This is a genomic window from Pleurocapsa sp. PCC 7319, assembly GCF_000332195.1.
Lineage (GTDB): Bacteria > Cyanobacteriota > Cyanobacteriia > Cyanobacteriales > Xenococcaceae > Waterburya.
This window is the reverse complement of sequence record NZ_KB235922.1, coordinates 981080-1006946: the sequence shown is the minus strand read 5'-3', so window position 1 is coordinate 1006946 and position 25867 is coordinate 981080. Positions and strand designations below refer to the sequence as shown.

Annotated in this window: 19 protein-coding genes; 8 read left to right on the top strand and 11 right to left on the bottom strand. The window is 38.7% G+C overall.

What is annotated here, in order from left to right; translation table 11 throughout:
• Positions 1 to 81: 81 nt before the first annotated feature.
• Entirely contained in the window at positions 82 to 903 is an 822-nt protein-coding gene (locus PLEUR7319_RS34645; protein WP_019504821.1) for a hypothetical protein, read from the bottom strand.
• Positions 904 to 1424: 521 nt separating this feature from the next.
• Here PLEUR7319_RS34645 and PLEUR7319_RS0108630 point away from each other — a divergent pair.
• Positions 1425 to 2600, top strand: a complete 1176-nt coding sequence (locus PLEUR7319_RS0108630; RefSeq protein ID WP_019504819.1) for an RNA-guided endonuclease TnpB family protein — start codon at positions 1425 to 1427, stop codon at positions 2598 to 2600.
• 661 nt (positions 2601 to 3261) lie between these two features.
• Complete coding sequence (locus PLEUR7319_RS43090) at positions 3262 to 3384, top strand: hypothetical protein (RefSeq protein ID WP_256380629.1); 123 nt, start codon at positions 3262 to 3264, stop codon at positions 3382 to 3384.
• 114 nt (positions 3385 to 3498) lie between these two features.
• Here the strand turns inward: PLEUR7319_RS43090 and PLEUR7319_RS41960 are convergent, their stop codons facing one another.
• The 3 genes from PLEUR7319_RS41960 to PLEUR7319_RS0108610 form a co-directional block, all read right to left on the bottom strand.
• The gene (locus tag PLEUR7319_RS41960; protein ID WP_019504817.1) at positions 3499 to 3714 is read right to left on the bottom strand and encodes a hypothetical protein; all 216 of its coding nucleotides are present in this window, start codon (positions 3712 to 3714) and stop codon (positions 3499 to 3501) included.
• Positions 3715 to 3816: 102 nt separating this feature from the next.
• Positions 3817 to 4080 carry a hypothetical protein gene (locus PLEUR7319_RS41955; RefSeq protein ID WP_202804224.1) on the bottom strand — a complete coding sequence of 88 codons (264 nt, stop codon included), beginning with the start codon at positions 4078 to 4080 and terminating at the stop codon, positions 3817 to 3819.
• A 133-nt stretch (positions 4081 to 4213) separates the two neighbouring features.
• Positions 4214 to 5620, bottom strand: a complete 1407-nt coding sequence (locus PLEUR7319_RS0108610; protein ID WP_019504815.1) for an aspartate ammonia-lyase — start codon at positions 5618 to 5620, stop codon at positions 4214 to 4216.
• A gap of 333 nt (positions 5621 to 5953) precedes the next feature.
• Between PLEUR7319_RS0108610 and PLEUR7319_RS34640 the strand changes: the two genes are divergently transcribed.
• Both PLEUR7319_RS34640 and PLEUR7319_RS37930 read left to right on the top strand, forming a co-directional pair.
• Positions 5954 to 7129 (top strand): ATP-binding protein, encoded by a 1176-nt coding sequence (locus tag PLEUR7319_RS34640; RefSeq protein ID WP_019504814.1) that lies wholly within the window; start codon positions 5954 to 5956, stop codon positions 7127 to 7129.
• 382 nt (positions 7130 to 7511) lie between these two features.
• On the top strand, positions 7512 to 8261 hold the full coding sequence (locus PLEUR7319_RS37930; protein ID WP_019504813.1) for a response regulator transcription factor: 750 nt from the start codon (positions 7512 to 7514) through the stop codon (positions 8259 to 8261).
• Between the two features lie 7 nt (positions 8262 to 8268).
• Here the strand turns inward: PLEUR7319_RS37930 and PLEUR7319_RS0108595 are convergent, their stop codons facing one another.
• Positions 8269 to 9990, bottom strand: a complete 1722-nt coding sequence (locus tag PLEUR7319_RS0108595) for a TrkA family potassium uptake protein (RefSeq protein WP_019504812.1) — start codon at positions 9988 to 9990, stop codon at positions 8269 to 8271.
• A 308-nt stretch (positions 9991 to 10298) separates the two neighbouring features.
• Here PLEUR7319_RS0108595 and PLEUR7319_RS0108590 point away from each other — a divergent pair, with 308 nt between their 5' ends.
• Positions 10299 to 10751, top strand: a complete 453-nt coding sequence (locus PLEUR7319_RS0108590) for a hypothetical protein (protein ID WP_019504811.1) — start codon at positions 10299 to 10301, stop codon at positions 10749 to 10751.
• A 23-nt stretch (positions 10752 to 10774) separates the two neighbouring features.
• Here PLEUR7319_RS0108590 and PLEUR7319_RS0108585 read toward each other — a convergent pair whose 3' ends face one another.
• The 3 genes from PLEUR7319_RS0108585 to PLEUR7319_RS0108575 form a co-directional block, all read right to left on the bottom strand.
• Entirely contained in the window at positions 10775 to 11560 is a 786-nt protein-coding gene (locus PLEUR7319_RS0108585) for an HAD family hydrolase (protein ID WP_019504810.1), read from the bottom strand.
• A gap of 223 nt (positions 11561 to 11783) precedes the next feature.
• Positions 11784 to 12614, bottom strand: coding sequence for an SDR family oxidoreductase (locus tag PLEUR7319_RS0108580; protein WP_019504809.1), 831 nt, complete (start codon positions 12612 to 12614; stop codon positions 11784 to 11786).
• 27 nt (positions 12615 to 12641) lie between these two features.
• Positions 12642 to 13217, bottom strand: a complete 576-nt coding sequence (locus tag PLEUR7319_RS0108575) for a hypothetical protein (protein WP_019504808.1) — start codon at positions 13215 to 13217, stop codon at positions 12642 to 12644.
• A 164-nt stretch (positions 13218 to 13381) separates the two neighbouring features.
• Here PLEUR7319_RS0108575 and PLEUR7319_RS0108570 point away from each other — a divergent pair, with 164 nt between their 5' ends.
• From PLEUR7319_RS0108570 to PLEUR7319_RS0108555, 3 genes are all read left to right on the top strand, one after another.
• The gene (locus PLEUR7319_RS0108570) at positions 13382 to 14713 is read left to right on the top strand and encodes a recombinase family protein (protein ID WP_019504807.1); all 1332 of its coding nucleotides are present in this window, start codon (positions 13382 to 13384) and stop codon (positions 14711 to 14713) included.
• Positions 14714 to 15178: 465 nt separating this feature from the next.
• A complete protein-coding gene (locus PLEUR7319_RS0108565; RefSeq protein ID WP_019504806.1) occupies positions 15179 to 15976 on the top strand; it encodes a histidine phosphatase family protein in 798 nt (265 codons plus the stop codon).
• Between the two features lie 369 nt (positions 15977 to 16345).
• Positions 16346 to 18010, top strand: a complete 1665-nt coding sequence (locus PLEUR7319_RS0108555) for an iron uptake porin (RefSeq protein ID WP_019504805.1) — start codon at positions 16346 to 16348, stop codon at positions 18008 to 18010.
• Positions 18011 to 18339: 329 nt separating this feature from the next.
• On the opposite strand, the gene PLEUR7319_RS0108550 is transcribed toward PLEUR7319_RS0108555, so the two are convergent.
• The 3 genes from PLEUR7319_RS0108550 to PLEUR7319_RS0108540 all read right to left on the bottom strand — a co-directional run bounded on the left by PLEUR7319_RS0108550 (position 18340) and on the right by PLEUR7319_RS0108540 (position 25756).
• Positions 18340 to 18744 (bottom strand): DUF2294 domain-containing protein, encoded by a 405-nt coding sequence (locus PLEUR7319_RS0108550; protein ID WP_019504804.1) that lies wholly within the window; start codon positions 18742 to 18744, stop codon positions 18340 to 18342.
• Positions 18745 to 19161: 417 nt separating this feature from the next.
• The gene (locus PLEUR7319_RS0108545) at positions 19162 to 19899 is read right to left on the bottom strand and encodes a hypothetical protein (RefSeq protein ID WP_019504803.1); all 738 of its coding nucleotides are present in this window, start codon (positions 19897 to 19899) and stop codon (positions 19162 to 19164) included.
• Between the two features lie 85 nt (positions 19900 to 19984).
• The gene (locus PLEUR7319_RS0108540) at positions 19985 to 25756 is read right to left on the bottom strand and encodes a translocation/assembly module TamB domain-containing protein (protein ID WP_019504802.1); all 5772 of its coding nucleotides are present in this window, start codon (positions 25754 to 25756) and stop codon (positions 19985 to 19987) included.
• Positions 25757 to 25867: the final 111 nt, after the last annotated feature.

Here is a 25867-nt window from a genome sequence, read left to right as displayed (position 1 = left end):
GAATTTTTTGAGGCTGTTGAGGCATTCTAGCTAGTTTATCCTCCTCAAATAATTCAATGCTTAGTGCAGAATGTGTCAATCTTAGACAACTTCACCACTATCAACTGGCTCCAAACTAGTTTCAGAATCAGATATAGGACTGCTATCGACCGATTCAAAACCATTTAGTCCGAGTACTAAATTAACGCCAGACCCATCAGACTCAACGCCTAATCCCTGAGGACTATCGAAGAGCGCGAGGGGAATTTGTTGAATATTATCAATTATCAATCTAGAGTCAACAATATTATCTTTAACATCTACCACACCAAAGCCTATGGTGTATTCCCCAGCTTCGGCAACGGAAAACGTCAAATTTTGAGTCTCAGTTTGTTCGGCAAATCCTTCTACACCAGGCGCATCAACAAAATCTGATCCAGTGTCTGCTAGTTCTAAGGTAATACCATTGACGGTTAAAAATGCAGTATCGTTAAATGTTAAATCTGGTGTGGACTCATTAGTCAAGAAGTTCCAATCAAAACTGATTACATCACCGGCTTCTGCGATAAATGTTTGTTTTATACCAGAACCTTCAGTAGCATCACCCTCAACAAGACCGTCTAGAGAACCAGGTGCTAAATCGAAATATTCTTCTAGATCTGAATCTACTACTGAACCACCAGAATCACTATAGCCATTAGTCAGTAGTGCTTGGTAAGTTCCATCACTGGGAAAAATCCCGAGATCCTCTGTTTCGACACTGGTGTCACCTATAGTCCTCCAGTTTATAAAATCTCCGGTTTCAAAGCTACCATTATCAATACCGGTTTCCAGGCTATCATTTTCGGTACTGGTAGAACTGGTGAAGGGATTAACCGAATCAGAGCTCTCACGACTTAATGAATCTTGAATTTGGTCTTCCATTTTGGATTTTCCTCCCGAATTACTTTTTTAGTTGCTGTTTTGGACTTTAGACAAAATTTAATTTTTTTTGTCTTTCGTTTTCAATGTTTCAATCAATATTTCGGGAGAATTCATGACTTGGAAAACTCAGTTAAATTCAGGTTAGGACCTTTACTTTAAAGTGTGACGTTCTCCCGACGTTGACACAAAGCCTACAACGCGGGCTTCCCTAGACTCGCGACTAAGTATTCCTGCGTAGTACTTATCTAGATGAACAATGCAAGCACCATACATCCCCGACAGCAAGCTGCGTCCGACATAAACGCCTGGCAAAGCACAGGCGACGCGGACTTGTCAGCAGGCGGTTTCCGTTCCCCAGCGTCCCTGGGTACAGTTTTCAAAATGATTCCTTCCTCGACAGTTGCGTTGCGGTGAAACATTTTACCGATTCGTGCCGTAAAGCCCCTGGCTTCAGACATGGGGATATAAGGCACGGCTAGCACTTGCTGGGTTAGTTTATGCTTATATGATAGCATAAGAATATGTTAGTTCTAGAGATGAAGATACAAGCCAAGCCAACTCAATACGATGCGATGGATGAAGCCATCAGAACGGCACAATTCATACGCAACAAAGCATTGCGATATTGGATGGACAATAAAGGAGTAGGAAAATACCAGCTATCGGCATACTGTAAAGTACTAGCTGCTGAATTCCCCTTTGCTCACAAGCTAAATTCAATGGCCAGACAAAGCAGTGCAGATCGAGCCTGGGCTGCAATATCTCGTTTCTATCAAAACTGTAAACATAAAACTCCTGGAAAAAAGGGATTTCCTAAGTTCCAGAAGCATTCTCGCTCGGTCGAGTATAAGACTACAGGTTGGAAGCTTTCTGAAAACAGAAAACAGATAACCTTCACCGATCAGAATAATATCGGTCGGGTCAAGCTCAAAGGTACAAGAGATTTGAATTGGTACGATATCAAACAATTCAAACGAGTACGAATAGTTAGACGTGCTGATGGTTATTATGGTCAGTTTTTAGTCGATGCCGACAACCGAGAAAGAGTAGAACCATCTTATTCTGAAATTGGTTTAGACGTTGGCTTGAACTATTTCTATACCGACGACAAAGGGAATCAGATTGAGAATCCTCGGTTTTATCGAAGAGGTGAAAAAGCACTCAATCGCTTAAACCGAAGCAAGTCTAAAAAGTACGTCAAAAGTAAAAAACCACAGTCTAAGAACTATCACCAAGCGAGAAAAAGATACGCCCTAAAGCATCTTAAGATAAGTAGGCAACGTAAAGACCATGCCGTGAAATTGGCACGGTGCGTAATCACATCTAACGATGTAGTCGCTTATGAAGACTTAAGAATTGGCAAGATGGTAAAAAATCACAATCTTGCCAAGTCGATAACCGACGCTGGCTGGTATCAATTTAGAGTGTGGTTAGAGTACTTTGGCTATAAGTTTGGCAAAGTAACAGTTGCCGTACCACCGCAGTATACTTCTGTTAACTGCTCTGGTTGCGGAGCTAAAGTAACTAAAACTCTCAGCACCAGAACTCATAAGTGTAAGTGTGGCTGTGTTCTCGACCGAGATGAAAATGCAGCTAGAAACATCCTATCTTTAGGATTAAGTACCGTGGGACACACGGGATCTAAAGCTTGGGGAGACGAAACCTCTATCTTGGCTGATGAGAATTTGTCAGGGTAAGTTTTTTCTACGAACCAAGAATCTCCCGCATTCATGCGTGGGGAGTGTCAAGCAACCACCGAGACTTCAAATTGAGACTATTTCTTGGCTGCAACTTCCTATATTTGATTGTCAAGGTTCTGCCAATTTTAGGCGGGACGCAAGCTTGAATGCATTCAAGCTGTGCGCCGTCCGCTGCGTTCCGCAGTTTTTGTTTTACTACCGATGTTCGGATATTGGCATCCCATTCATACGCTCTGAATCGATTGTACAACACTCGAAATCCTTGTTATATAAAGATTACATGAATATCAAGTTAACTACTCAAAACAAAATGCCAACCCACGATTCATGCGGCAAAGCGTTGGCGGTGAAGCAGTTCGTTGGCAAGCCAGTCCGTTGCGGTGAAGTAGTTGCGTTGGGGGGGTTTCCCCCGTTATAGCGACTGCCGCCGACTTGAGCAAAGTGCTGAACCCAAAGGGGTTCCCCGGCATAAGCAAACTGTCGAGGGCGGGGGTTTCCAAGGGGCTGTTGCCGTGGGTGCGGCATTTATAAGCCCCGCCCCATGAGCAACCGTAAGAACTGCTGAACCCGAAGGGAGGTTCCTACAACGGGCGCCCCTCGTTTAAATACAAGAATTTTGTTTCAATAGCTCTAGCCAGAAATGAGTTAGAGGAACAGTATGGCTAAAGTCCCTGCTGTTCACCGAGAAGCACGGTTTTCTGGGATACGAGTAGCTGTCTCAATCGAGAAGAGTGTCTTACCAGATACTCAGTCCTCGTCACAAGACAAGGCTGAGAGCTGACTGCCTGACACATTTATCAAAAAACTAACTAGTAGCGCACTTAATTTCGTGAATACGACTGAACCAAATAGCATCATAGTATTGCTTCTTAGCTTTTTTGGAAGCCCTAAAGGATTAGCTTCGCGTCACAAAGCAAAGTTGAGGAATATGAGAACATAACGCAACAGGAGTCAGCAAAACGCGACCCTTATGCAAAACTCCATTGAGCCACCTAATACCAATTTTTAAATAGCTAATTCCACGCTTCCAATGAGGATCTACTTGAGTCCTAAGTCCTTTTAGTTGAACCGCCATCCCCTGAGAGGTAGCAAATAAAAGAGCTAGTGCCACAACTAGATACAGACGTTCAAGGGCTCTGCGATTGCCTTCGGCACTGGCGTAGCCAATCGCGAATTTTTGAACTTTCTAATTGAAAAACTCCAGATTTAGAATCTAAAAATAATTCAAAGGTATGTAGATCGATTTGAATTTGATTCGATTGTTGTGGACAAACCGCTGCCATCTCCGTTCGGTACTCTGTGCTTGAGTGGCTCGACTAATCACATAAGATTCCCATTCACTCAAGTTGATCTTACTGCTACAGATGAGAGCATTTATCATCCAAGCTAACGCTTTGAGATGACGAAAATCTTGGTAATTACTGTATTGACTCAGCAAACTCATTAGCCGATCATAAAGAGGGGTAGATTTTGACATGGATATGAAGCTTAAAACTATTCATTTTCAGCTTCTCATGAATGCTCTACCTTTTCTTTCTTTCTACCCTATCTCAATACTTTCAGGCGCTTGTGTCAGGCAATCAGGGCTGAGAGACTTCATAAGATCATATCTAATTATTGGATTCTGGCAGGTTACTCATTTTTTCGAGATCGAGAACTGCTGCCAATTGATTTTCATCCATTAAACCCTCTTCCAAAACGATCGCTCTAATCGATTTGTCTGTTTCTAATGACTTTTTCGCCACCTCTGCTGCTTTAAGATAACCAATATGAGTATTGAGAGCTGTGACCAAAGCAAGACTTCCTTCAGCATAAGCCAAACAGCGATCGCGACGAGCCGTAATTCCTGCCAAACAGCGTTTACTGAGACTATCAATAGTATTTCCCAAGATCTCGATACTATGGATCAGATCATAAGCAATCAAGGGCATCATCACGTTTAACTCTAGCTGTCCTGCTTGTGCGGCAAAAGCGATCGCTGTATCGTAACCCATAACTTGAAAACAGACCATGGAGGTCATTTCCGCCATTACAGGGTTGTATTTACCAGGCATAATGGATGATCCTGGTTGCACTGCTGGTAACTGTATTTCTTTAAATCCTGTTTGAGGACCTGAATCCATCAAACGTAAATCATGGGAAATTTTAACTAAGTCTTGAGCTAAATTGCGTAAGCTTCCAGAAACGCTGACAAAAGGACTCATACTCTGCATGGCTGCCATGAGATGGGGTGCAGGTTGTAAAGGTTTGCCGATTGACTCTGCCAGTAATTCTGCTACCCGATGACGATAGTTAGGATGAGTATTTAATCCAGTCCCGGTAGCACTACCACCCAAACCCAATTGATAGAGATCTTGAGCAGCAGCTTCAATTCTCCGTTTATGCTCCATTAAAATTTGCGACCAAGCTTTAAAGCCTTCTCCTAGGCGAACAGGAACGGCATCTTGCATATGGGTTCGACCAGATTTGACAATGTCTTGAAATTCCTCAGCTTTTTGCTGTACTGAAGCGATCGCCTTATCCAATGCGGGATAAAGAGTTTGATCTAAAGCTAACAAAGCTCCAATCCGAATCGCAGTGGGAATGACATCATTAGTAGACTGACCATAATTGACATGGTCGTTAGGGCTAACTCTTTTGTAGTTACCTTTTTCCTCCCCTAAAATTTCTAATGCCCGATTGGCCAACACTTCATTAACGTTCATGTGGTGGGATGTGCCTGCCCCTGCCTGATAAACATCGACCACAAACTGATCTCGAAGACTTCCCTCTAAAATTTCATCTGCGGCTTGAACAATTGCCTGACTAATATCTTGATTGATACAACCAAGTTCTCTATTAGCGATCGCGGTAGCTTTTTTGATGAGAATACAAGCGTCAACATAAGTTGCCAAAGGCTTGATACCGCTAATCGGAAAATTTTCTGTCGCTCTTAAGGTTTGAATCCCGTAATATACACTGGCTGGAATCTCCTTTGATCCCATCGAATCTTGTTCAATACGATAATTGTTGACCATCTTCAGTTTTCTTCAGCTATTCTTTTCCCAAATCAAGATACAACACTATTAAAACTTACGCAGAGAAACGGAAAATTAATTGTCAATTCTGGAAATTATAGTCAACTATAACGACAAAAACCAGCAAAATTACTGTATTATTACCGATAAAAATCTGATTACAATTATTTTTGTTGCAAGTTAATTGCTTGAGATCAGTATAATAACTGATTTGGAATTGTACAAAGTTAATTATACTAGTTGGGATTTTATATTTTACTTAGACTAAGTCGTTCAAAATGGATATCAAAAAATTCTAAGCGGTATTTAGAGTTTTATTCACTACTAACTACTATGAATAATGGCAGTATTAGCGATAAATTAATTTTAGTTGTCAAAGATGCTAGACAAGATTTATCCAAGTTATTAAATGCTCTCCAGTTAGCAGAATACATTGTTTTAGTAGTTCAAAATGAGCTAGATAGTTGGACATTTGCCAAATCAACTCAACCAAGCTTTATTATTTTGGATATTATGATGTCCAAAATGAAAGGATGGGAAATTTGTCAAAGATTAAAAAATAGTCCCGAAACAAAGCAAATATCTTTGATTTTAATCAATTCCTCAGTAGATATTATCAATAAAGTGGCACAATTGAATTGGAAAAACGTTGACTGTATTGCTCAAGTTAGTGAACCAGCAGATGTTATTAATCTTATTAAAACACGTTCACAATTAATAGCCGAGACAACAAGTTCTAATAATCAAGATTCGCTCATCTCAAATTATCAGTTAGAAGTAGCAAATTCTCATCTACCTGACTCGGAGCGAGATTTAGAGAGTTTTGCGGCATTAGTCTCTCATGATCTACAAGCACCATTACGCTCTTTGACTATGTTTACGGAGTTATTGGTTCGAGAATACCAAGATGACTTAAACGAAGGTGCCAAAAAGTATCTTGAGCGGATCAGCAAGAGTGGATCACGAATGCAAACATTAATTGCCAACTTACTTGCTTATTCTCGTGCAGGTAAAAGTGAACAAACCTGGGTAATGGTCGATCTCAACCAAGTGTTGCATCAAGTCACTGAAAACTTACATTCGGCGATCGCCAAATCTCACGCCAAGATAACAGCAGGAAGTTTACCCGAATTACTAATTAATCCCACTGAAATTACCCAGTTGTTGCAAAATTTACTGGAAAATGCGATCAAGTTTTGTGGCGATCGCTCACCGGAGATCGCTATTTCTGTAAGTAAACAGCAACAAAAATGGTTGTTCGCTATAGCGGATAATGGCATTGGTATTGCAGCAGAATTTCAATTACAAATTTTTCAAGTTTTCAAAAAACTTCACCCTGAAGACATCTATTCGGGTACAGGTATCGGTTTATCGATATGTCAGAAAATTGTGGAACGTTATGGAGGGGAAATCTGGGTAGAATCGACTTTAGGTAAAGGCTCTACATTCTATTTCACTATACCTATTAATGCTTTCTCGCCACAGACAAATGCTGGAATGAAACGATAGATATTTTCAACCTACTATGGAAGATAGTTTAATTACTAACTGACGTTACGCAGTACAACGAGAAATCAATGATTTTAATAATCGATAAAATACAGAACAATGTTCCCTTTAACCCTTCCCCTTTAACTTTTTCCCAGCCTTGACAGATTAATTAGTGCGTAACATCAGTTACTAAAGATTTCACTTATCAATGAGTAGAAGACCATTTCATCCCGATCAAAGATACATGAGAGATAGGGAAATAGGGAGATAGGGTTTTTTTAGGTATACTAAATCATTGACACTTCTCTACCTGAAGGAAGGAGTCTTCTCGCTCACACAGGATAAAATTAAACCTAATTAAATTAAGCGATATCGATTATTATATTGTGACGTAATTTGCATGATTAACGTTCTTGTTGCTGACGATCAAAATCTGATTCATAGATTGGTAGAAGGATATTTGAAACCTGAAAATGAAATTAAGATAGTCGGTTTTGCTGAAAATGGTCAGGAAGCGATTGAGAAAACTGCTAATCTACAGCCTGATATAGTGTTAATGGACGTTGAGATGCCTAAGATAGATGGTTTAGCAGCCACAAAAATTATCACTGAAAAATTTCTGACGACTAAGGTTTTAATTTTAACTGTTCATGATAACGAACATCATTTGAGTCAAGCATTAAAAAATGGAGCTAAGGGATATTTGCTCAAAACGACTACGGCTCAAGAACTTAAAAATGCAATTTTCAACGTTAACCAAGGCTATTTTCAACTCAGTATAGAGTTAACTGAAAAATATCTCCAAAAAATTATTAGATCCAACCCAGATTCTAATTCTCTTTTCGAGATAGGTAAAAAAGTTAATTATTTATATAAATCATATAAAAAGCTAGGGCATAAACTGGAAAACATTCAGATTAATGATGATGATCTTGAGGAAAAAATTATACAAAAAGTAGATCAATTATTACAGAAGGAAATGACATTAATAGGCGAACACGATTCCAATTTGCAGTATAAAGTTGATCGCATGAAACATAATCAAGAGCGATTAGAGCAAAGTGTTCAATACTTATTTACAATTCAATTAGCTAGTATTCTGGTTTTATTAGGAATAATTATCTTCGTTGCTTTTTCCAAATTAATATAAGTGATAATTAAGTAGTAAAACTATCCTCTAAACGATCTAGAATCAAATCATCTGGAGAAGAATTGCGCCACAACTGCTCTAAACCACTAGCAGGCATAGTAAGATATAAAATATCTTGGGGCTGAAGCCGAGTTTCTAGTAACTGCCAGCCGTGTAGAGTTTGATTGTGTCTCTCGATATAGAGAGGAACGAAATCTGCCTTGATAGCTGCTTTCTGAACAGAATGACCACAAAAAGGATGCTTAGGAGTAATCATGGTTGCCAATGCGACCCACAATAAATCCTGAGTCATACCATTTCCCAAAATACGACCACCCAAGGCAGCAGCAACGAAAGAATGAGTTGCTAATTCCACTGGAGATAAAACTCGATCAAACTCAAATACTTCTTGCATTGATTGAGCAAATTGGGGATCGCTACTACGAACTATCGTTTTTAAGTAGGGTGACAAAGCCTTGGCAGTTAAGGTGATTTCTAGATTAGCTGTATCTTGACTAGTAACGGCAATTAAACTTGCAGCTCGTTTAATATTTACCGCTTTGAGGGTAGAAGACATACTAGCATCTTCAACAATAATAGGAATTCCCCGAGAACGGGTAGAGTGCAAAAATCGATTATTGGGATCGGATTCAATAACTACTACTTCGTAGCCCTGAGAATGCAACTGTCGAGCTATTTGCATCCCAACACCACCCAAACCACAAACTACATGATGATTCTGTCTGGGTATTCTAGCCGCGTCTATTGTTTGCCGAAAGCGACTACCTAGTACAAAGTCATTGATTAGTGCATAACAAATACCGATAACCCCTGCGCCAACGATCATCATTACAGCAGTAAATATCTTTATCTGATCGGGAGCTGCCTCTGCTACCTCCTCTTTTCCGCCTGCACCAGTAATCATACCCACGGAAAAATAAAGTGCATCGGCGATCGAAGTCTGGAGATTAATACTGACATAAATGAGAGTTGCCAGACTGATGACCCCTAATAAAGCCAGACTGACTAAAGTTACAGGACGAGCATATCGCTGATAACGCGGAATATTGTAAATCGCTTTCAGTAATTTCTGTCGCCAAGAATGACGCTTAGTATAAACCTTCGGTTTAGTTCCGACAATGAGGCGGTCTCCAAGTTGTAAACAACTGTGTTGCACAATTGCTGAAACCAGATCAATTTCACCCGTAGCTGGCAGATAGTAAATTAACATTCGGTTGGGATCGTCCCATAATTCCTTAAGACGCATGCCCATCCAGGGATGCTCAGAATCGATAACTTCTTCCTGTATTGGCCAAGTACGATTAAATAGTTCTAATTGCCCGATCGCTTTATTACCCAAAGCTGCAAAGGTAAACAGTGGCGCTGAAAGAGCTGCCACGCTCATGGAAAAGTGATCGGGTAATGTGAGATCTAGACGTTCACCTAGGGTTCGATTAAGCAAACGGTTAATAATTCTAATTCGTGGATTTAAGATTCTTGCTTGAGTCAAAATAGCTAGGTTTAGAGCATCATCATCATGAACTAAAACTAAGGTTTTAGCACGTCTAATTCCGGCTTGAATTAATGTTGTATTTGCTCGTGGATCGCCTATTATGATTTGTTCACTGGCTGGCAGATTATTTAAGGGACAGTGACTAATTCCTACTACCTCTGCTCCCTGTTGTTTCAGTAAGCTATAAATTTTTGCCCCAGTGCGTCCTAAGCCACAAACAATAATTTTGGATTGCATAAAACTTTCATCGGGGTTTTAAAAGACATCAGCCATAGAATATTTATCATGACGTAATGGATATAGTATTTGCTGTATAAAAGCATACTAGTTTTTAAGTATTTTTTGTTGTAACTAAAATATTTCAAGATCCAGGATATTTTGTCTGGTCACTATGGCATCAAAAAATATTTGTGTATTTAGATACTAAAATCTTTTTGTTGTCAATATTTATTTGCCATAATTAGCCAGATTCGTTACCTTTATTTACAGAACGGTAAATAGACTTTTGATTATTAATCATTTAGTTGGACATAGCTAGAAAAATTATGGGACTCATCAAAGGTGTAACTCTCAAAGCTATTGAATCTATTCAGGGAGGGATGGCAGAATTTTATACGCCTCAATCCAGTGATGAAACTATGTTAGTCAAGGTACCAGCTCACTCTGTAGACGATCTATTTGTTCACAAACATCAGACCGATCAACTATTGATAGTTAGGGGAAGTTTTGTTTTAGTAGTTTTATATGATAGAAAATATCAATATATTCCTCTGAGCGAGAAAGTACCTCAAGTTGCAACTATTCCGCCAGGAGTTTTACACGGTTCAATCAATTTTGATGACCAAGATTGTTTGCTAGTCAATGCTGTCTTGCGTCATGGCGAACCTCATCCCAGAGATTATCAGCCAGTAGGTAAACCTTTCCCCTATGACCTGGAAAAAGCCAAATTAAGTTTGAAAAATCTGGAAGAAAAAGCAGCAGCGATCGCAATTAAATAAATTATTTGATTAATCTATTGTTTTTATCCCCAAGCTATAAAACCTTGGCTAAACTGTTCCAAAGATAGTAGCTGTATTCTTTGGTCTTTTCGTGCTAGGTTGCGATCGCCTTCTAGATTGTAACCCCAGTCAGCTAAAAACAAGTTAACCAACTCTAAGTCAGTCTGTTGGGCAACCTGCTGTAAAGCTTTAATGCGATCTTCAACAAAGAAAATACTCAGATCTGCTCCTATTTTTTGATGTTTATCTCTAATAATTCTTAGAGTTTCATATTTAGACCGTTTACTTTCCTTGCCAATAATTTGAGCTATGGGTAAATCGATTCCTTGTTGTTGCAGTAGTTGTCTGACAAAACGACCTTCTTTAGTGGTGACGATATATATTTCTACTACAGAATTAATAATTTGTTGTAGCCGTTCAATTACACCAGGATAAAAACGATGCAAGCTTAACCATTCATCCAAATCATTATTGATCCAGCTATCTCTAACTCCATCAAGCTTCTGGACTACAAAAGACTTATCTAAACCTTCCGATTCCAATATCTGGAAAGCGATCGCCTTCCAAGCGTTTAAGATTTCAGTTTCAGTAATCCCTAAAATCAATGCCCTCAGCAATATAGGCATTTCCCAGCCCGTCTCAATTACCGGACGCAATCGATAAAAAATTGGCGCCAGGCGATCATCAATCTGTTCTTGTTGCCATATTTGTTGATAAGCTCTTTTGGTACTGGCAAAATACTCAATCAAGCCATCACAAATTACACCATCAAAGTCTAATGCCAAAATATTAGGCGATGTTAAATTCATAAATAATTAAGAGGATTTTTCAAAAAAGCTCTAAGCTCTAAGCCTTTAGCTCTAAGCTTTAAAATTTATCTCGTAGCGAAGCCATGCCGAAGGCTTATACCGCTTGATGTTACATTGTGCCCTTGTCCTAAAGGATATATCGAAGTGTATCCCCTTAGGGACACTTTCAGATATGGTACAGGATTTAAGTAAATAAATAGCTTATAGCTGCGGCTTTGCCGCTTTATTGGAATTGAATTTGAGGATAAGTTAGTTTAAATCCAGCATCTTTTAGTTTTTGGTTAGAAAGTATCATATTATAGGGGCGAGTTGAAGCTTGAGAGCTATCCCATGTAATCGGAGATAAATTATGAACTTGAAATAAATTCTGGAAAAATTCTTTGGTAGTTAGAACTTGATCGCTATTCAGATTGTAAATTCCTTGTAGCTGCTGCTCTCGGGCAAAAGCGATCGCCTGTACAATATCATCTAAATTAACCCAGTTGGTATAATCTGCTCCTGTTCCTGGTTGGGTTGTTCCAGCTCTACGCTTAAATATTTTAATTAGCTCTCTTCCTCTGCCATAAATACCTGATAAGCGAAAAACACAGGTCTTAAATTCTGACTCTGGAACCGACAATAAAACCTGCTCAGTCTGATACATAATTTTGCTACCCTCAGTAATGGGGTTGACCGAAGTGGTTTCATCAATTACTGCTCCACTTTTATTGCCTAAAATGCCATAACTACTAGTGTATATCAGCTGTTGAACACTATTAGTAGCACGAATAGCACTCACAACATTTTGAGCAGTTTCCAGATATGCTCGGCGATAAGCTTCTGGAGTGCGTTGTTTGGCTCCAACGCTTAGAAGTACTAGATCGCGGTCTGCCAGCACCTGTTTTAAACCAACGAGATCGTTTCCGCTTAATATAGCAACTTCAGAAGCGATCGCCTTGAGCTGTTCTTTTTTATCTGGACTAGTTGTCGTAACGGTGACATCATCACCTGCTTCGTGCCACAAACGAGCAACTGCGCTGCCAACATATCCACAGCCAATAATTGTAATTTTCATTGTTTGTTTGGAGTTATTATAATCATCTTAAGATTGATATGATTTATCAATAATCCAGTCTTCTTGAGCAGACTTGAATTCAGCTTTAGTAATCACATTTTGTTCCAATAACCATTTGAGTCGCTCTGTTTGTTGGGTAAGGTCGTGATTATGATTAATATAAAAGTATTTATCTCTTAAGTATTTTTTGCGATGTAACCAAAGCTGATTCAAAAATACCTCTAATGTTCGTCGATTTGGTCGATCTTTGAGAAAAATAACTTTTCTACGGTCGAAAGTTTCTACTATAATATAGTTTTGTTTCTTAATTTGGTAGAAAGTAGCCAATAACGTTGCCGCGATCATCGGAATGAAAACATAGTCGCATCTTTGATTGACTAGCAGGCAATGAAAAAAAACACCAACAGCAAAGCTAGCTGCTGATATTGCGAGAAAAAGCAATTGAGGATTTCTACGAGAGTGAATTTGTACCTCTCCTCTGAGGTTTTCGTAGGAGATATGATTTTCATGTTCGCCCTCAGGATCTTTGAGATAAAGTTTGATCTTATTAGGTAATAGAAAAAAACTTCTTTTTTCCAATAATGTCCTTTGATGTAATTCCATTAGATGTACTCCTCGTTTATCAACTAAATTTAACAGTAGATCAACACAAAAAATTAAATTTAATTATTACTTAAAACCATAATTTCCAGATAAACATCATTAAATTATAGATTTGAATCTATTTCATCTTAATTAGGCAACTAATTAAATCAATATTTAAAAACATGAAAATCATTGCCTACTTATATAGTGATCCTTTATTAGAAGTAGCCCCAAATCAGGAAATATGGGGCTTAGAAATAAACCAGGTTTATCAAGATTTTGGTAAGCATGAACAGTTGGAACAATTGATTGCAGACTGCCAACAAGACAAGCCCGATTTTTTATTAATTCGTCGTTTAGATGAATTGGGTAAAAATATTAGTATAATTAGCGATCGCCTTGCTCAACTAGAGTCTTTAGGAATTAAAATTATCGCCACAGAACAAGATTACAATTCTTTTCAATGGGAGCAAGCTAGTAACTTCGATTTTACTTATAATAACGATCTTAAGCTTAATTTAAGCAGATTACTGCAGCAAATACAAGTCAGTAGTCAGAGTATTCGTTTGAAACAAGGACATGCTCGCAATCGTCTCAAGATCCTTCCCCCCCCAGGAAAAGCTCCTTATGGATATCGAAGGGGTCAGGATAAATATATCATTGATAAAAGTACTGCTCCTGTGGTCAAAGACTTTTTTGAAAGATTTTTATTGTTTGGTTCTTTACGAGGTGCAGTCAGATATTTAGAGAAACGATATGGGAAAAAAATCTCTCCTTCTACTGGTCGTAATTGGTTAATTAATCCTGTATATCGAGGAGATTTAAAGTACAAAAATAAAGACTTAATTTCTAATACCCACACACCGATTATTAACCGAGAAGAAGCAGCACAAATAGATCGTCTGTTACGACGCAATAGTCTTCTACCACCGAGAACGGCTAGTGCTCCACGCTCTCTAGCAGGTTTAGTTATTTGTCAACAATGCCAGTTAACTATGAATATTACTCGTGTAACCAGATATAAAAAGAATACTGAATATTTATACTTGCGTTGTCATAGTTGTCCTCAAAATCCTAAATGCAAAGCAATTGCTTACCCTGAAGTTTTAACCCAGACTATTGAAAAGATCTGTGCAGAGCTTCCTCTAGCTGTTGCTCAACTAAATTTACCTGATAAAACTGCTCTTGAAGGTGCATTAAAAACCAAAGTAAAACAGAAACAGGACATTATTAATCAGCTACCAACACTACTTAAAACTGGAATTTTAGACCAAGAAACCGCCGCTATTCGTAACTATAAATTGCGCACTGAAATATCCCAATTAGAAAAAAAAATTGCTCAACTTCCTCCTGGTAATTTACAAGCGATCGCCAAGGATGTTTCTCTACCGCAATTTTGGTTGGATTTATCAGAATCAGAAAGACGTTTTTATTTTCGGGAATTTATTAAACAAGTTGAGATTATTCGTGAAAATTCTCAATTGTGGAAGTTGAATTTAAGGTTCATTTTTTAAACCTTGTCGACTTAAAAGAATATATAATTAGAAATTAGTCACGATCATTAACTTTCACCAACAAGCTGAAAGTTAGATAATACAAAAAGTAATGTTGCCTTGTTTATATCTTTGATTGTATTACCCCGCTCCGAAGGCAGCTATATTACTTGCTACTTCCTACTTGTTACTTGTGAACCCTTCTGGTTCTAACTTGTAAAATCATTTAATATCGCAGCTATATGCCCTTTTAATATCAAGTACGGATAATTAATTGAAATAAACAGGCTTATTGCAGACCTAAAAAACTTATTACTTGTTACTTATTACTTGACCTCATTCTTAATTTAAGTATTCAACCGAACTTGATATAACACAGACTTGCTTGGTCTAATTTAACACTCTACTAGTTGACTTTTCTTCTCATTAAATGTATTCTCAATAATCGCCGTATTAATTAAATTTCTTAATTGCGATCAAAATAGAATGAAATCAGTAGAATTATTTTTAGCACTTGGTTTAGCTACTGCCATAGGTGTGACAGGAACAGTATCAGTCAATGCTAATGGCTACGAAGTTGCGAGCGACGAACCAGTAGATGCCAATTCTTATCTGCTCGCAGAAGGTGGTGAAGGTGGTGAAGGCGGCGAAGGTGGCGAAGGCGGAGCAGGCGGCACCAGTAGCGAAGGTGGCGAAGGCGGCGAAACTCTAAGCCCTGGAGAACAAGCTAATGCCGACTTTTTGGACAAAATAAGTAGCTCAGAACTTTTGAGCGAACTCCAGCAAGGTGGATATGTAATCTATTTCCGGCATGCTCAGACCGAAAAGGATTATGCAGATCAAGTTACCGCAGATGTCAACAATTGCTCCACTCAACGAGTACTTAGTGAAGAAGGTTGGGAACAAGCAAATATGATTGGGGATGCTTTTGAAGCAGCGGAAATACCTATCGGCAAAGTCACTACCAGCGAATATTGTCGTGCTTGGAAAACTGCTGGTTTAGCCTTTGGTCAATATGAGAAAGATCCTGCTCTCAACTTTCTTCCGTTTGAAGACTATACCGATGAGCAGGTAGAGCAAATGAAAACCAGCGTTACACCTCTATTAACTGCTGTTCCTGAAAGTGGTACTAACGACATCATTGTTGGTCATGATGACATTTTTGAGTCGGCTACTGGAATCTATCCCGCTCCGCAAGGAATGGCTTATGTAGTTAAACCTGATGGTAACGGTGGTTTTGAACTCATCGCCAATATGCTGCCTGAGGAATGGGCTGAACTTTAATGTTCAAAATAGTAGATGTGGGTCAAACATACTTTCAAAAATAAGTTGTAAAATTATAGCCTAGCTTTTGTTTGAAGTATTGGTAACAGCGATCGCTAGTAGAGACTTAGAACCAGCTAAAAAAGTTTTTTTTTAGATCTTATCCTCTCTATGAGCAAATATAAGGTTTTAGACCTTAATTTTGAACAGAATGACGAGGGTCGAGAGCACCAAACCTATATAGGCTTGATGCTACTTAGGAAGGAGAAATTGTCAAAGTAGCTTTTCGTTTTCGCGATAGCTTTGATTAACGCTAAGAGCAAGCTATGTATTGCTTAAGAGCCAGATTTATTATCGATTTCGTAATTTTATTGGTGTGTGAGGAATATTATGAATAGTATTGTAGGCAAAACTGCCCCAATTTTTTTGGCTGCGCTAGCAACGGGTGTTTATAGCAACTCAGTTCAGGCTCAAGTAGAACCCAATGAGCTTATGAATCAAGTTGAGCAGTACGGACAGGAAGGACAGGGTAAAAGTATTGGTCAAGTAACTAATGTCAATCAACTGCGAGATGTATCCCCCACAGACTGGGCTTATGAAGCCCTAAGAAGTTTAGTAGATCGTTACGGTTGTATTGCCGGATTTCCTAACCAGACTTATCGCGGCAGTCAGGCTCTAACCCGCTATGAATTTGCTGCGGGCTTAAACTCTTGTTTAAATCAAATTGAGCGTCTAATTGCTTCTTCAGAAGCTGTGAGTCAAGAGGATTTGGATACTATTAATCGTTTGACCCAAGAGTTTGAGGCAGAATTAGCTACTTTAGGGGGCAGAGTAGATGAGCTTGAAAGCCGTACTGCTCTCTTGGAAGACACCCAATTTTCTACTACTACTAAGTTAGCTGGGGAAGTTATTTTTGGACTTGCTAGCGTTGTTGCCGGTTCCAATGATGATGGTATCGATGGCAATGATGATGATATTGATCGAGTACCCGTATTTGGTAATCGTACTCGTTTAGAATTAGAAACCAGTTTTTCCGGGGAAGATTTACTGTTTACTCGTCTTTCTACGGGTAACTTCCCTTCGTTTGCTGATGAAACAGGTACTTTCCAAGGAGATTTAGCCTTTGCAGAACCTGCTGATAACGATCTAGGGTTAGAAGTTTTATTCTACGATCGCCCAATTGGGGAGAATACCAACGTCATTATTGGTGCAGCAGGATTGGCAGCTGATGATATTGCCAATACTGTCAGTGTTCTAGATGGCGATGGTGGTTCGGGGGCAGTTTCTGCTTTTGGTACTCGTGCTCCTATTTATTTTCCACCAGGAGAAACAGGAGTGGGTGTAATTCATAATTTTGGCGAAAAATTAGAGTTTAGTGCCGGTTATTTAGCTGGCGAAGCCAGCGATCCGAGTGATGATAGTGGCTTGTTTGATGGTTCCTATAGTGCCCTCGGTCAACTTCTGTTTACTCCTTTTGAAAAGTTGAATGTGGCTCTAACCTATGTTCATGCTCAAGATCAAAGTGATACTGGAGTTGGTAGTGATTTAGCAAATATTCAATCTCTAACCGCAGCAGGTGAAGATGCCGATCCTCTCGATCCAGAAGTTTTTGACGCTGGAATCCCTACTGCCAGTAATTCTTATGGGGCACAGTTCTCTTTTGCCCTGAGCGATCGCATTATCATTGGTGGCTGGGGTGGTCTAAGTAAGGTTAGGACTCTGGAAAACTTTGTATCGGATGGACAGAATGTTGGGCGAGGTTCTCAAGACATTTGGAACTGGGCTGCTACTTTGGCATTTCCCGATTTAGGTAAAGAGGGAAGTTTGGCTGGTATTATTGTCGGGATGGAACCTTGGGTAGCCAAATCTAGTATTGATGTTCAAGGATTTGATGATGATGAGGAAACCTCCTTACACGCAGAAGCCTTTTATCAATATCAATTTAATGACAATATTGCCATTACCCCTGGGGTAGTTTACATTAATAACCCTGACAACAATGAAGATAACGATGATTTGGTCATCACTACTATTCGTACTACCTTTAGCTTTTAGGAAAGAAACTAAATATATTTGACCATATATTTGACCCACTTTGGTCTGAAACTTTTGATTAGTTTCTGATGATGCAAGGTGGGATTTTTCTTAGATTAGTTGTCCACGAAGATATTGTTAATCTATCTTTAGATAAATGTAATGTAAGTTTAAAATAAATTAAGCTTATAACTAGGCTAAGATTATATCTACTAAGCTTCAGACTACTAGAGTAAACTTTAGCTTGTGTACATTTTGCTGAGGTTGCTTCTACCAGAAATATTGGTTTAATTATCAATTTTGCTAAAGTCGATCTCATCAAGATGTTTAACTTCAACTTTAGCTATTTTTCATTTTTGAGTTTTTATTTTGGGAATTGATTCTGGGTTCCGCACTTCAGGGGGCTGGTTGAGAGTAATAATCGCACCAGTACGACTTGTTTCTAAAGTAGTATCGAACAAGATGTCGTTTACTTGAACTGCTAACATCTCTTCAATTAAATCTTTTAGTTTAGATTCAATAACATCATTAATAGCTGAATTTAACTTTTTCACCTTCTGATTTTTCGGTTCGATATCAGCTAAAGTTTTTTCGACAGCTGTTAGAGCATTTTCAATTACAATTGCTAGCTGATTACCAAAAAGCTGGCAGGTTACTTTCCCTGGTGAGTGTTCTAGTTCTTGTCGATATAATTTTTGAACTTTTTGAGAAAGTTCACGCTCAATTTGTCCACTAGTTGGTAAATTTTGATTCATTGTCTTAATGTTTTACAGATCATCTAGATTTCTTACATAATTTCTTTGATCGATACTTCGGGCAGCTTTTGGACGACAACGAAAAATAAGGGTTTGACATATCCCAATTAATTTTATCTATGACGGAAAATCCAGGCTTTCAAGCTCTAGATGAAAAAGTGTCCGAACCATTTTTTATAAAAGAATAACTATGAAAGCATAAAAGGTGGTTTTCAGTGACAAATATGCCGGATAAATAGACTCAAATGAAGATGGAGAATTAACAGATTATCAAAAAGTTTTTAGTTTTTAGTTTAAATTAAATACTAAAAACAATTGGGTTTAAGACCCCATAGTCTTACTGTGTCCCCGTTCAGGTATAGTTTAAGACTATATTTGAACGACTAATAACTAATTACTAACGACTAACGACTTTTTTTATTTTTTGATTTTAGAATGAAAGGGTTTCGGCTGAGGATTAAGGATGTCTATTTGTAAATTAAGGGTATCTGACCACTGGCTCAAATAATAGAGTAATCCGTAGATAAACATAATTATGCCCGACATTTCCATCACTTCTTCGACAGTAGCAATCAAAGCATAGGGTAAATATTGTTGTCCTTGTGCTTCTGCCAAATGGCTGCCAATCATTTCCATAATTAATGCACCACCCACGTAGATACAAGCCGCAGTAATAAAATGTTGTTGAGATTTTAGAGGTAGATGACGGCTAAATCTCCAGTAACGCTTGACAAACCATAAGACAAAAACTGTACCAGGAATAACCCACATAGAATGTAGAAACCAAGGTAATTTTAGAGCTTCACTCACTTCTGGAATAATGAGAATTTCGTGGATACTTACTACTTCATCGATCGCCATCAACATGAAAATAAACGATAATAACTTCCAATCAGCAGTATAGCGATCGCCCTGTTGTTTTTTACCAATGGCAATGACACGAAGTAAAATGGCACAAAATCCAATCATAAATGCAGAATACCAAGTAGGGAAATTCAATTCGCGATCAAGATTAAACAGTTTCATCCAGTCGTCTCGATAGTCAAAAACATACTTGCAAATTTGAATTCCCGTACTAACAACTGTAAAAAATATCGCTACAATTACTAAATATTTAACAACTGCACGGGGAGAAATAGAAATCTTGATCTGCATTCGGCTATTTTAGAAATTGAGCTAATCGATCTTAAAGCATTTCCTCTTTTGATTGAGAATCCAATTTGATTGGGAAAGATTTTATTTAAAAATTTCTTTGGTATTCTATTCTGGCTTCATTAAGAACATAGTCATAGGTTGAACGCACCGATGAATCTTGGTTGATTTCATAAATTCCTTCTAAATCGGGATATACAGTTAGATAATCTAAACCAATTTTCTTACCAAAACTAACCGTTGTATCTTCCACTTTATAAAGTACGCTATCTATTATCGGGTCGACTATAAACCTGTTAACCCCTAAACTGAACAATTCAGATTGACTTTTGTTACTTACATCTTGAGCAAAAGCGACGAATTGACCACTCAATAAGTTTAAAATTTCTCCCTGATCGAGAGAAGGAATACTAGTTAATTCTACTGCCGAAGAATTAATTAAGTCACGATTCCCTCCTGTTTCTAGTGATAATTGATTAAAACATTGAGTTAATCGATTTAATTCTGCTTGAGTATAATATTTTTTGTTTTCAACTATCGGTTCATTAATCGGACGAATATTACAACTAAAGTTGTCCTGCGCTAAGTTAGGTAATATTTCTGCGGTTTCTCCATTGACCGCCAAATTGATGCGGACAGTTCGACTATTATTGATTGCTGAGATGGGATCGTCAATTTCGTTAGAATTAGATTCTACAGTACGAAAATTATTCAATTCTTGCTCATCAAGATCCTCAACTTCAGTTCTTAAAACAATGTCAAGGGCGGGATTGAATACACCTGCCTCCGGAGTAAAGACTATAGTATTTTCTCGATTACGCGCTAGATTAAATCTACTACTAAACAAGTCTACATCGGCACGAGTAAGCATCAAAGTACCCTGAGGAATAATGTTATCAGGTTTGTCGACCGTTCCATTGAGAGTTAAATTACCATTGAGTTTAAATTGGTAGAGAGGAGCTTGCTCAAAGTCAAAATCTTTTAAATTGACCTTAAAGTTATTCAAGGTAGTTACAAAAGATGAATTAGATGTACTCGCTTTGGGCGTGGTAGGCTGAGCTTTAGTCAGTGCTTTGGCTCTAGAAGATATATTGGTAGTTTTGTTTTTAGCAATTTGGACGGAATCTTCAGTGGGGGTAGTTTCAGTTTTAGGGATCGATACTCTGCCATTTTCTAAGCTTACTTCCCCGCCAATAAAGGGTTCCATTGCTGCTCCAGTGACGTTAACTTTTCCTGCTATTCCACCTTTATAGAGTTGATCGATATTAATCTGACCTTCAGAGATATCTACAGTCAAAGGATTATCTAAGTTTTGGACTGCGGTGAGGAGGGGCAATTTACCAGCAACAGATAAGTCTTTTTGAGCAAAGGTAGCATCTAAAGCTTCAACATTAACAATTTGGTTGTTGAGGGTGATTTTGCCCGTGCCAACAAATGGTTCTGTGAAAAAGGGCGTTTCCACGCTGATGGCAGCATCTTCCAGATTCACAACCCCGTTGGCAGCTAAATCGTAGATTACTCCTTCTCTGGCTAAATCTAAACGGGCACTAGCTTGTAATTGAGCATCCCCTTCGCCATTAATCCAGTTTAAATAATTTTGACTTAAGGCACTCAAGAAAACAAAGGCTTCTTTTTCTAAATTGACCTTGGCATTCAGGCGATCGCTTTTACCGGGGATTATGGGATAGGGAACGGTAGCATCTACCTTAATTGCCTCAGGAGCAGTAGTGTTAAATGCTAATTGACTGCCGTCATAGTCAAATTTTCCCGCAATTTTAGCAGGTAAGATATTGCCGTTAAATGCTCCATTAGAAAATGCTACTTTTCCTGCCAATTTCGGCTCAGTTGGTGTTCCTTTAATTGTACCGATCGCGTTTATTTCTCCTGCCAGATCCACAGGAATATCGACAAAATTACCAATATTATCAACAGTCAAGTTGGCGATCGCAAACTTAAGATCTTCTTGTTCGGGAGATAGTTTGCCCTCTAAGGATAAAACTGCTTCTTGAACCTGTAACTCAGCTTTTTCTAGATCTACCGTTGTTCCCTGAAGCTCTCCGGCAATCGACAGTTTGGGCAGAGCAATAAACTGTGCTTCTTCTTTCACTAGACCCAAAGGCTCAACAATATCGGGATAAGCAGGTTCAGGTTGCCATTGCCAGTTTTTGCCTTCTACTTTAAAGTCTGCTTCTGGTGTTTGGATTGTTCCCCCTAAAAGGATTTCTCCTACATACTTACCCCGAATGTCTAATTCTGTAGGAACACCACCAGTTTCTCTAGCTGCTGCCTTAGCCTGAATTTGGCGATTGACTTGACGCAACTTATTGAGTTTTCGGGCGATCGATTGGTCTACGGTGTCTTTTTCTGGTGCTGGCTTAATGGCAGCAGGTTCAGCATAATCGGGAATATTAAATAAATCAGTAACGTCTTCGACTGTAAACCAACGTAAAGTAGTTAATACATCTTGAATATAAGCTTCAGGAATAGCTAATTTGCCGTCTATTGCTCCTGATTGAAGATCTAATGCTGCATTAAGCTGATATTTACTATTTTTCAAGTCTAGAGAAGAGCTGGTAATCTCAGCAATGTTGTCTGCTGGATCGTAGTTAAAACTGGCGTCAAGCTGATTAGCTTCGATGTAGCCCACTCCTGGGTTAGCAATATTAATATCTCCTTCGGCTGCTAGAGTATAAAGGTTGAGATCGACATTACCTGTGGTTTTTCCTTTCAATGCGCCTTCAATTCCTGCTGTTTTAGCGGGGGCAAGATTAAGTAATGCCAGAGGAAAATTCTGAATATCCAAGGAAAAAAGATCGCCAGTGCGATCGCCTGTGGCAATTACTGGCTGTTCAGTGTCTTCTCCCTGACGTAATTCGAGATTAGTGGGTAGATAGGGAAGTTGACAATTGCTATCAGTGCAAGGAACGGCACGAGCGGCAATGACATCCTGTTCTCCCTTAAGATTGAGGGCGATTTCCTCTCCTGGCTGAATGTTAACTTTTCCCGTCATTATCGGGTCAAAGGCAATATCATTGTAAGCAAAATCTAGCAGACGTAAATCTCCAGTTAAATTTACGTTGCCTGGTTCATTGGGTTCAGTAAGTAACTGTTTTCCCTGAAATTGACCATCAAAAGCTGCTTGACCCGAGATATTGACGCTTTCGGCAATTAATTGGTTATCCTGAGTGGAAGCAGCAATAACTTGGTCTATAGGTAAGCGATCAAAGTCCAGGTTGGCAGCAACATCGAGATTAGTATCGGTAACATCTAAGTTACTGGTAATGTCTGCAAGGGTTAAATCACCTTGAGCATTGACATTTTGCGCACCAGAATTGACTGTAAATTGATTAATCGCAATAGGAATATTAACTTCGTTATTAATTAACGGATTGATATCCCCGGTTAAATCTGCTTGAGCATTAATATCATCTAGTTCTACTGAGGCTAAGTTACTAGGGGCAAATTGATCCAAGAGTAACTGGGAACTAACATTGTTAGCGTCCACGTTAGCCTGCCATTGATTATTATTAAGATTGGCGATCGCTTGAACATTTCCCTCGGCAACTTCTAAATCGGCATCTACCCTAGCTTCTACAGTACTTAAATTGGGATTTTCTACGAAGCTCAACAGTTGTTTCAATTCTCCAGAGGCAGTTACCTGGCTAGATTGAACACTCGCAGGAATAGGTAAATCGGGGAGAACGCGATTTAAGTTAATTTGGCTAGTATTAGCACTTGCCTGAACTCGACCAGAATTGAGCCGACTACTAACGGCTACAGCTTCTCCATCGACATTCAAATCTAGGTTGGCATTAGCGTCAATGCTATTAAAGTCAGGATTATCTTTCAATGCCAGTATTTGTTTTAATTTTCCTGAAGCATTAATTTCTCCTGATTGCAAAGATGTCGCTACAGGCAAGCTAGTGACAAAATTATCTAGCTGAATATTATTGGTAACTGCTTTTGCTTGGAGATTACCAGAGTTTAGCTGACTATCAAGGATAACATTTCCCCCATCAACACTTAAGTTTAAGTCAGCAGTACCTTGAATTTGATTTAAATCGAGTTGATCTAACCTGCCATTAAATTTAGCTTGAGCAGTATTAACAGCAACAGGTCGATTTAAATTTAAGTTAGGGTTATTAAATTGCTTGAGAAAAGGAGTGAGGTTAAGAGAATTAGCATCTAAGTTGGCTTGCCACTGTTGATTATCCAAATTAGCTTCTGCTTCGAGATCGGCTTGACCATCACCATAAGTAATTTCGGTATCTCGCAGAAATAAGTTGTTGTTCATGAACACAACTTCTCCTGAACCAGCAATATCTTCTTGATTATTAGTACTTGTTTCCGGTATATTCCAATTAACTAGAGCTTCGGGGTTTTCTACTGTACCGTCAATTTTCCCCTCTGCCTGAAAATTACCTACTGCCACATTTTGCGGTAACTGATAATAGGGTGAAACTAGTTTTTGAGTAGGTAAATTTGCCTGAAAACTAAAATCTAGGGGCATTTGATTGATATTTATCCCCTGCTTACTATTTAAAGCCTGTTGTAAATTAGTGTCTATGCTGCCTTCAGCAGTAACCTCTCCCCCCGCCAGGGGAATAATCTGTACATTCTCCAGCACAACCCGATTTAAATCAGCCTTAAACTTAGCGTCGATCTCTTTAAAGGTCGTTTTATCAATGATTACCGTCCGAGTATTATTAATCCTGCCTATTAATTGTGGCTCTTTGATGGCACCTTGTAACTGAACCTGAGCTTCTACCACTCCCTTCACGGGCACGGGTAATTGCTGAATTATATTTTTTGGTAAACTGCTCAAGGCAAATGGCAGTATATCCAAGTCTAAATCGTAGCCACTGTCTAAATTAACTTGACCGTCTACCCGAGCAGTAATATCTCCTAAACTTGCTTGAGTTTCTTTAACTTCTGCATTGCGACCACTAAAACTTAATTTAGATTTTGCTGTTACGGCAGAATTTAAATCGGTTGCTTCTCCTGTAACGTTTTGCAGATTAACTATTCCTTTGATATTGGCGGCAGTAATTTCTTCAAAAGAGGGAATATTAATGTCTAAATCGGCATTAAGTTGACCACTATCGAGATTGACAGGAGAGTTAGGCAATAGGGTGGCCACATCAGTTAAAGCTAAATCTTTAACCAGCAGCTTGGTATCTGTCGTACCAGTTTGTAGCTTGGTTTCTCCCTGTATCGTTGCCTTTGCCTGTTCGATAGCAGCATCTAAATCATAATCAAGGAACTCTTCTTTTTGATTAAATCTTCCACTACCGTCTACTTTGACTTGAAGCGGATTTTGTTCATAGGGTACGGCAGTGATATCGGCTTGTTCAATATCTAAATTGACATCAAAATAAATAAGAGGATCTTTTTTTTCTTTATTGGGGTCACTCTGTAAAAAATCGAGGTTAACCCATTCTCCATCCTTTTCCTGTTCTAAATAAACGTCCGGTTGAATTAAGGTGACATCTAAAGGTAAAGTACGTCGAAATAAAACCGGAATCAAATTAAACCCAACTTTTAATCCTTCTACTATTACTTTGTCGGTGTCGGTATCAGTAGGATGAATAACCGTTTTACCAAACTCAATTCCACTCAAGGAAAAGCTTTGTACCTCTCCTAAATCTAGAGGACGTTCAATAAATTTACCTATCTGATCTTCGAGAAATGGCGGTAGCTTCTTTCTAACTAGTACTTGTACTCCCCAATAACCCAAACTACCAAAAGTGGCGATCGCAATTGCACCTGTTGCCAGTGTTTTAGGGGAAGAAAATACTTTGGTTATTCGTCCCTTCTCAGATTTTAGTTGCTCTGGTTTGGTATTTGGGGCCTTATTCATGAGATAGATAGGTTGTGTAGTTTTGGATTAGCTAAGCTACACCACGGTAGATAAGAATAATTAATATAAAATAGGATCTTAGCCTTATTCACAAATACTAACTTCCCTCTC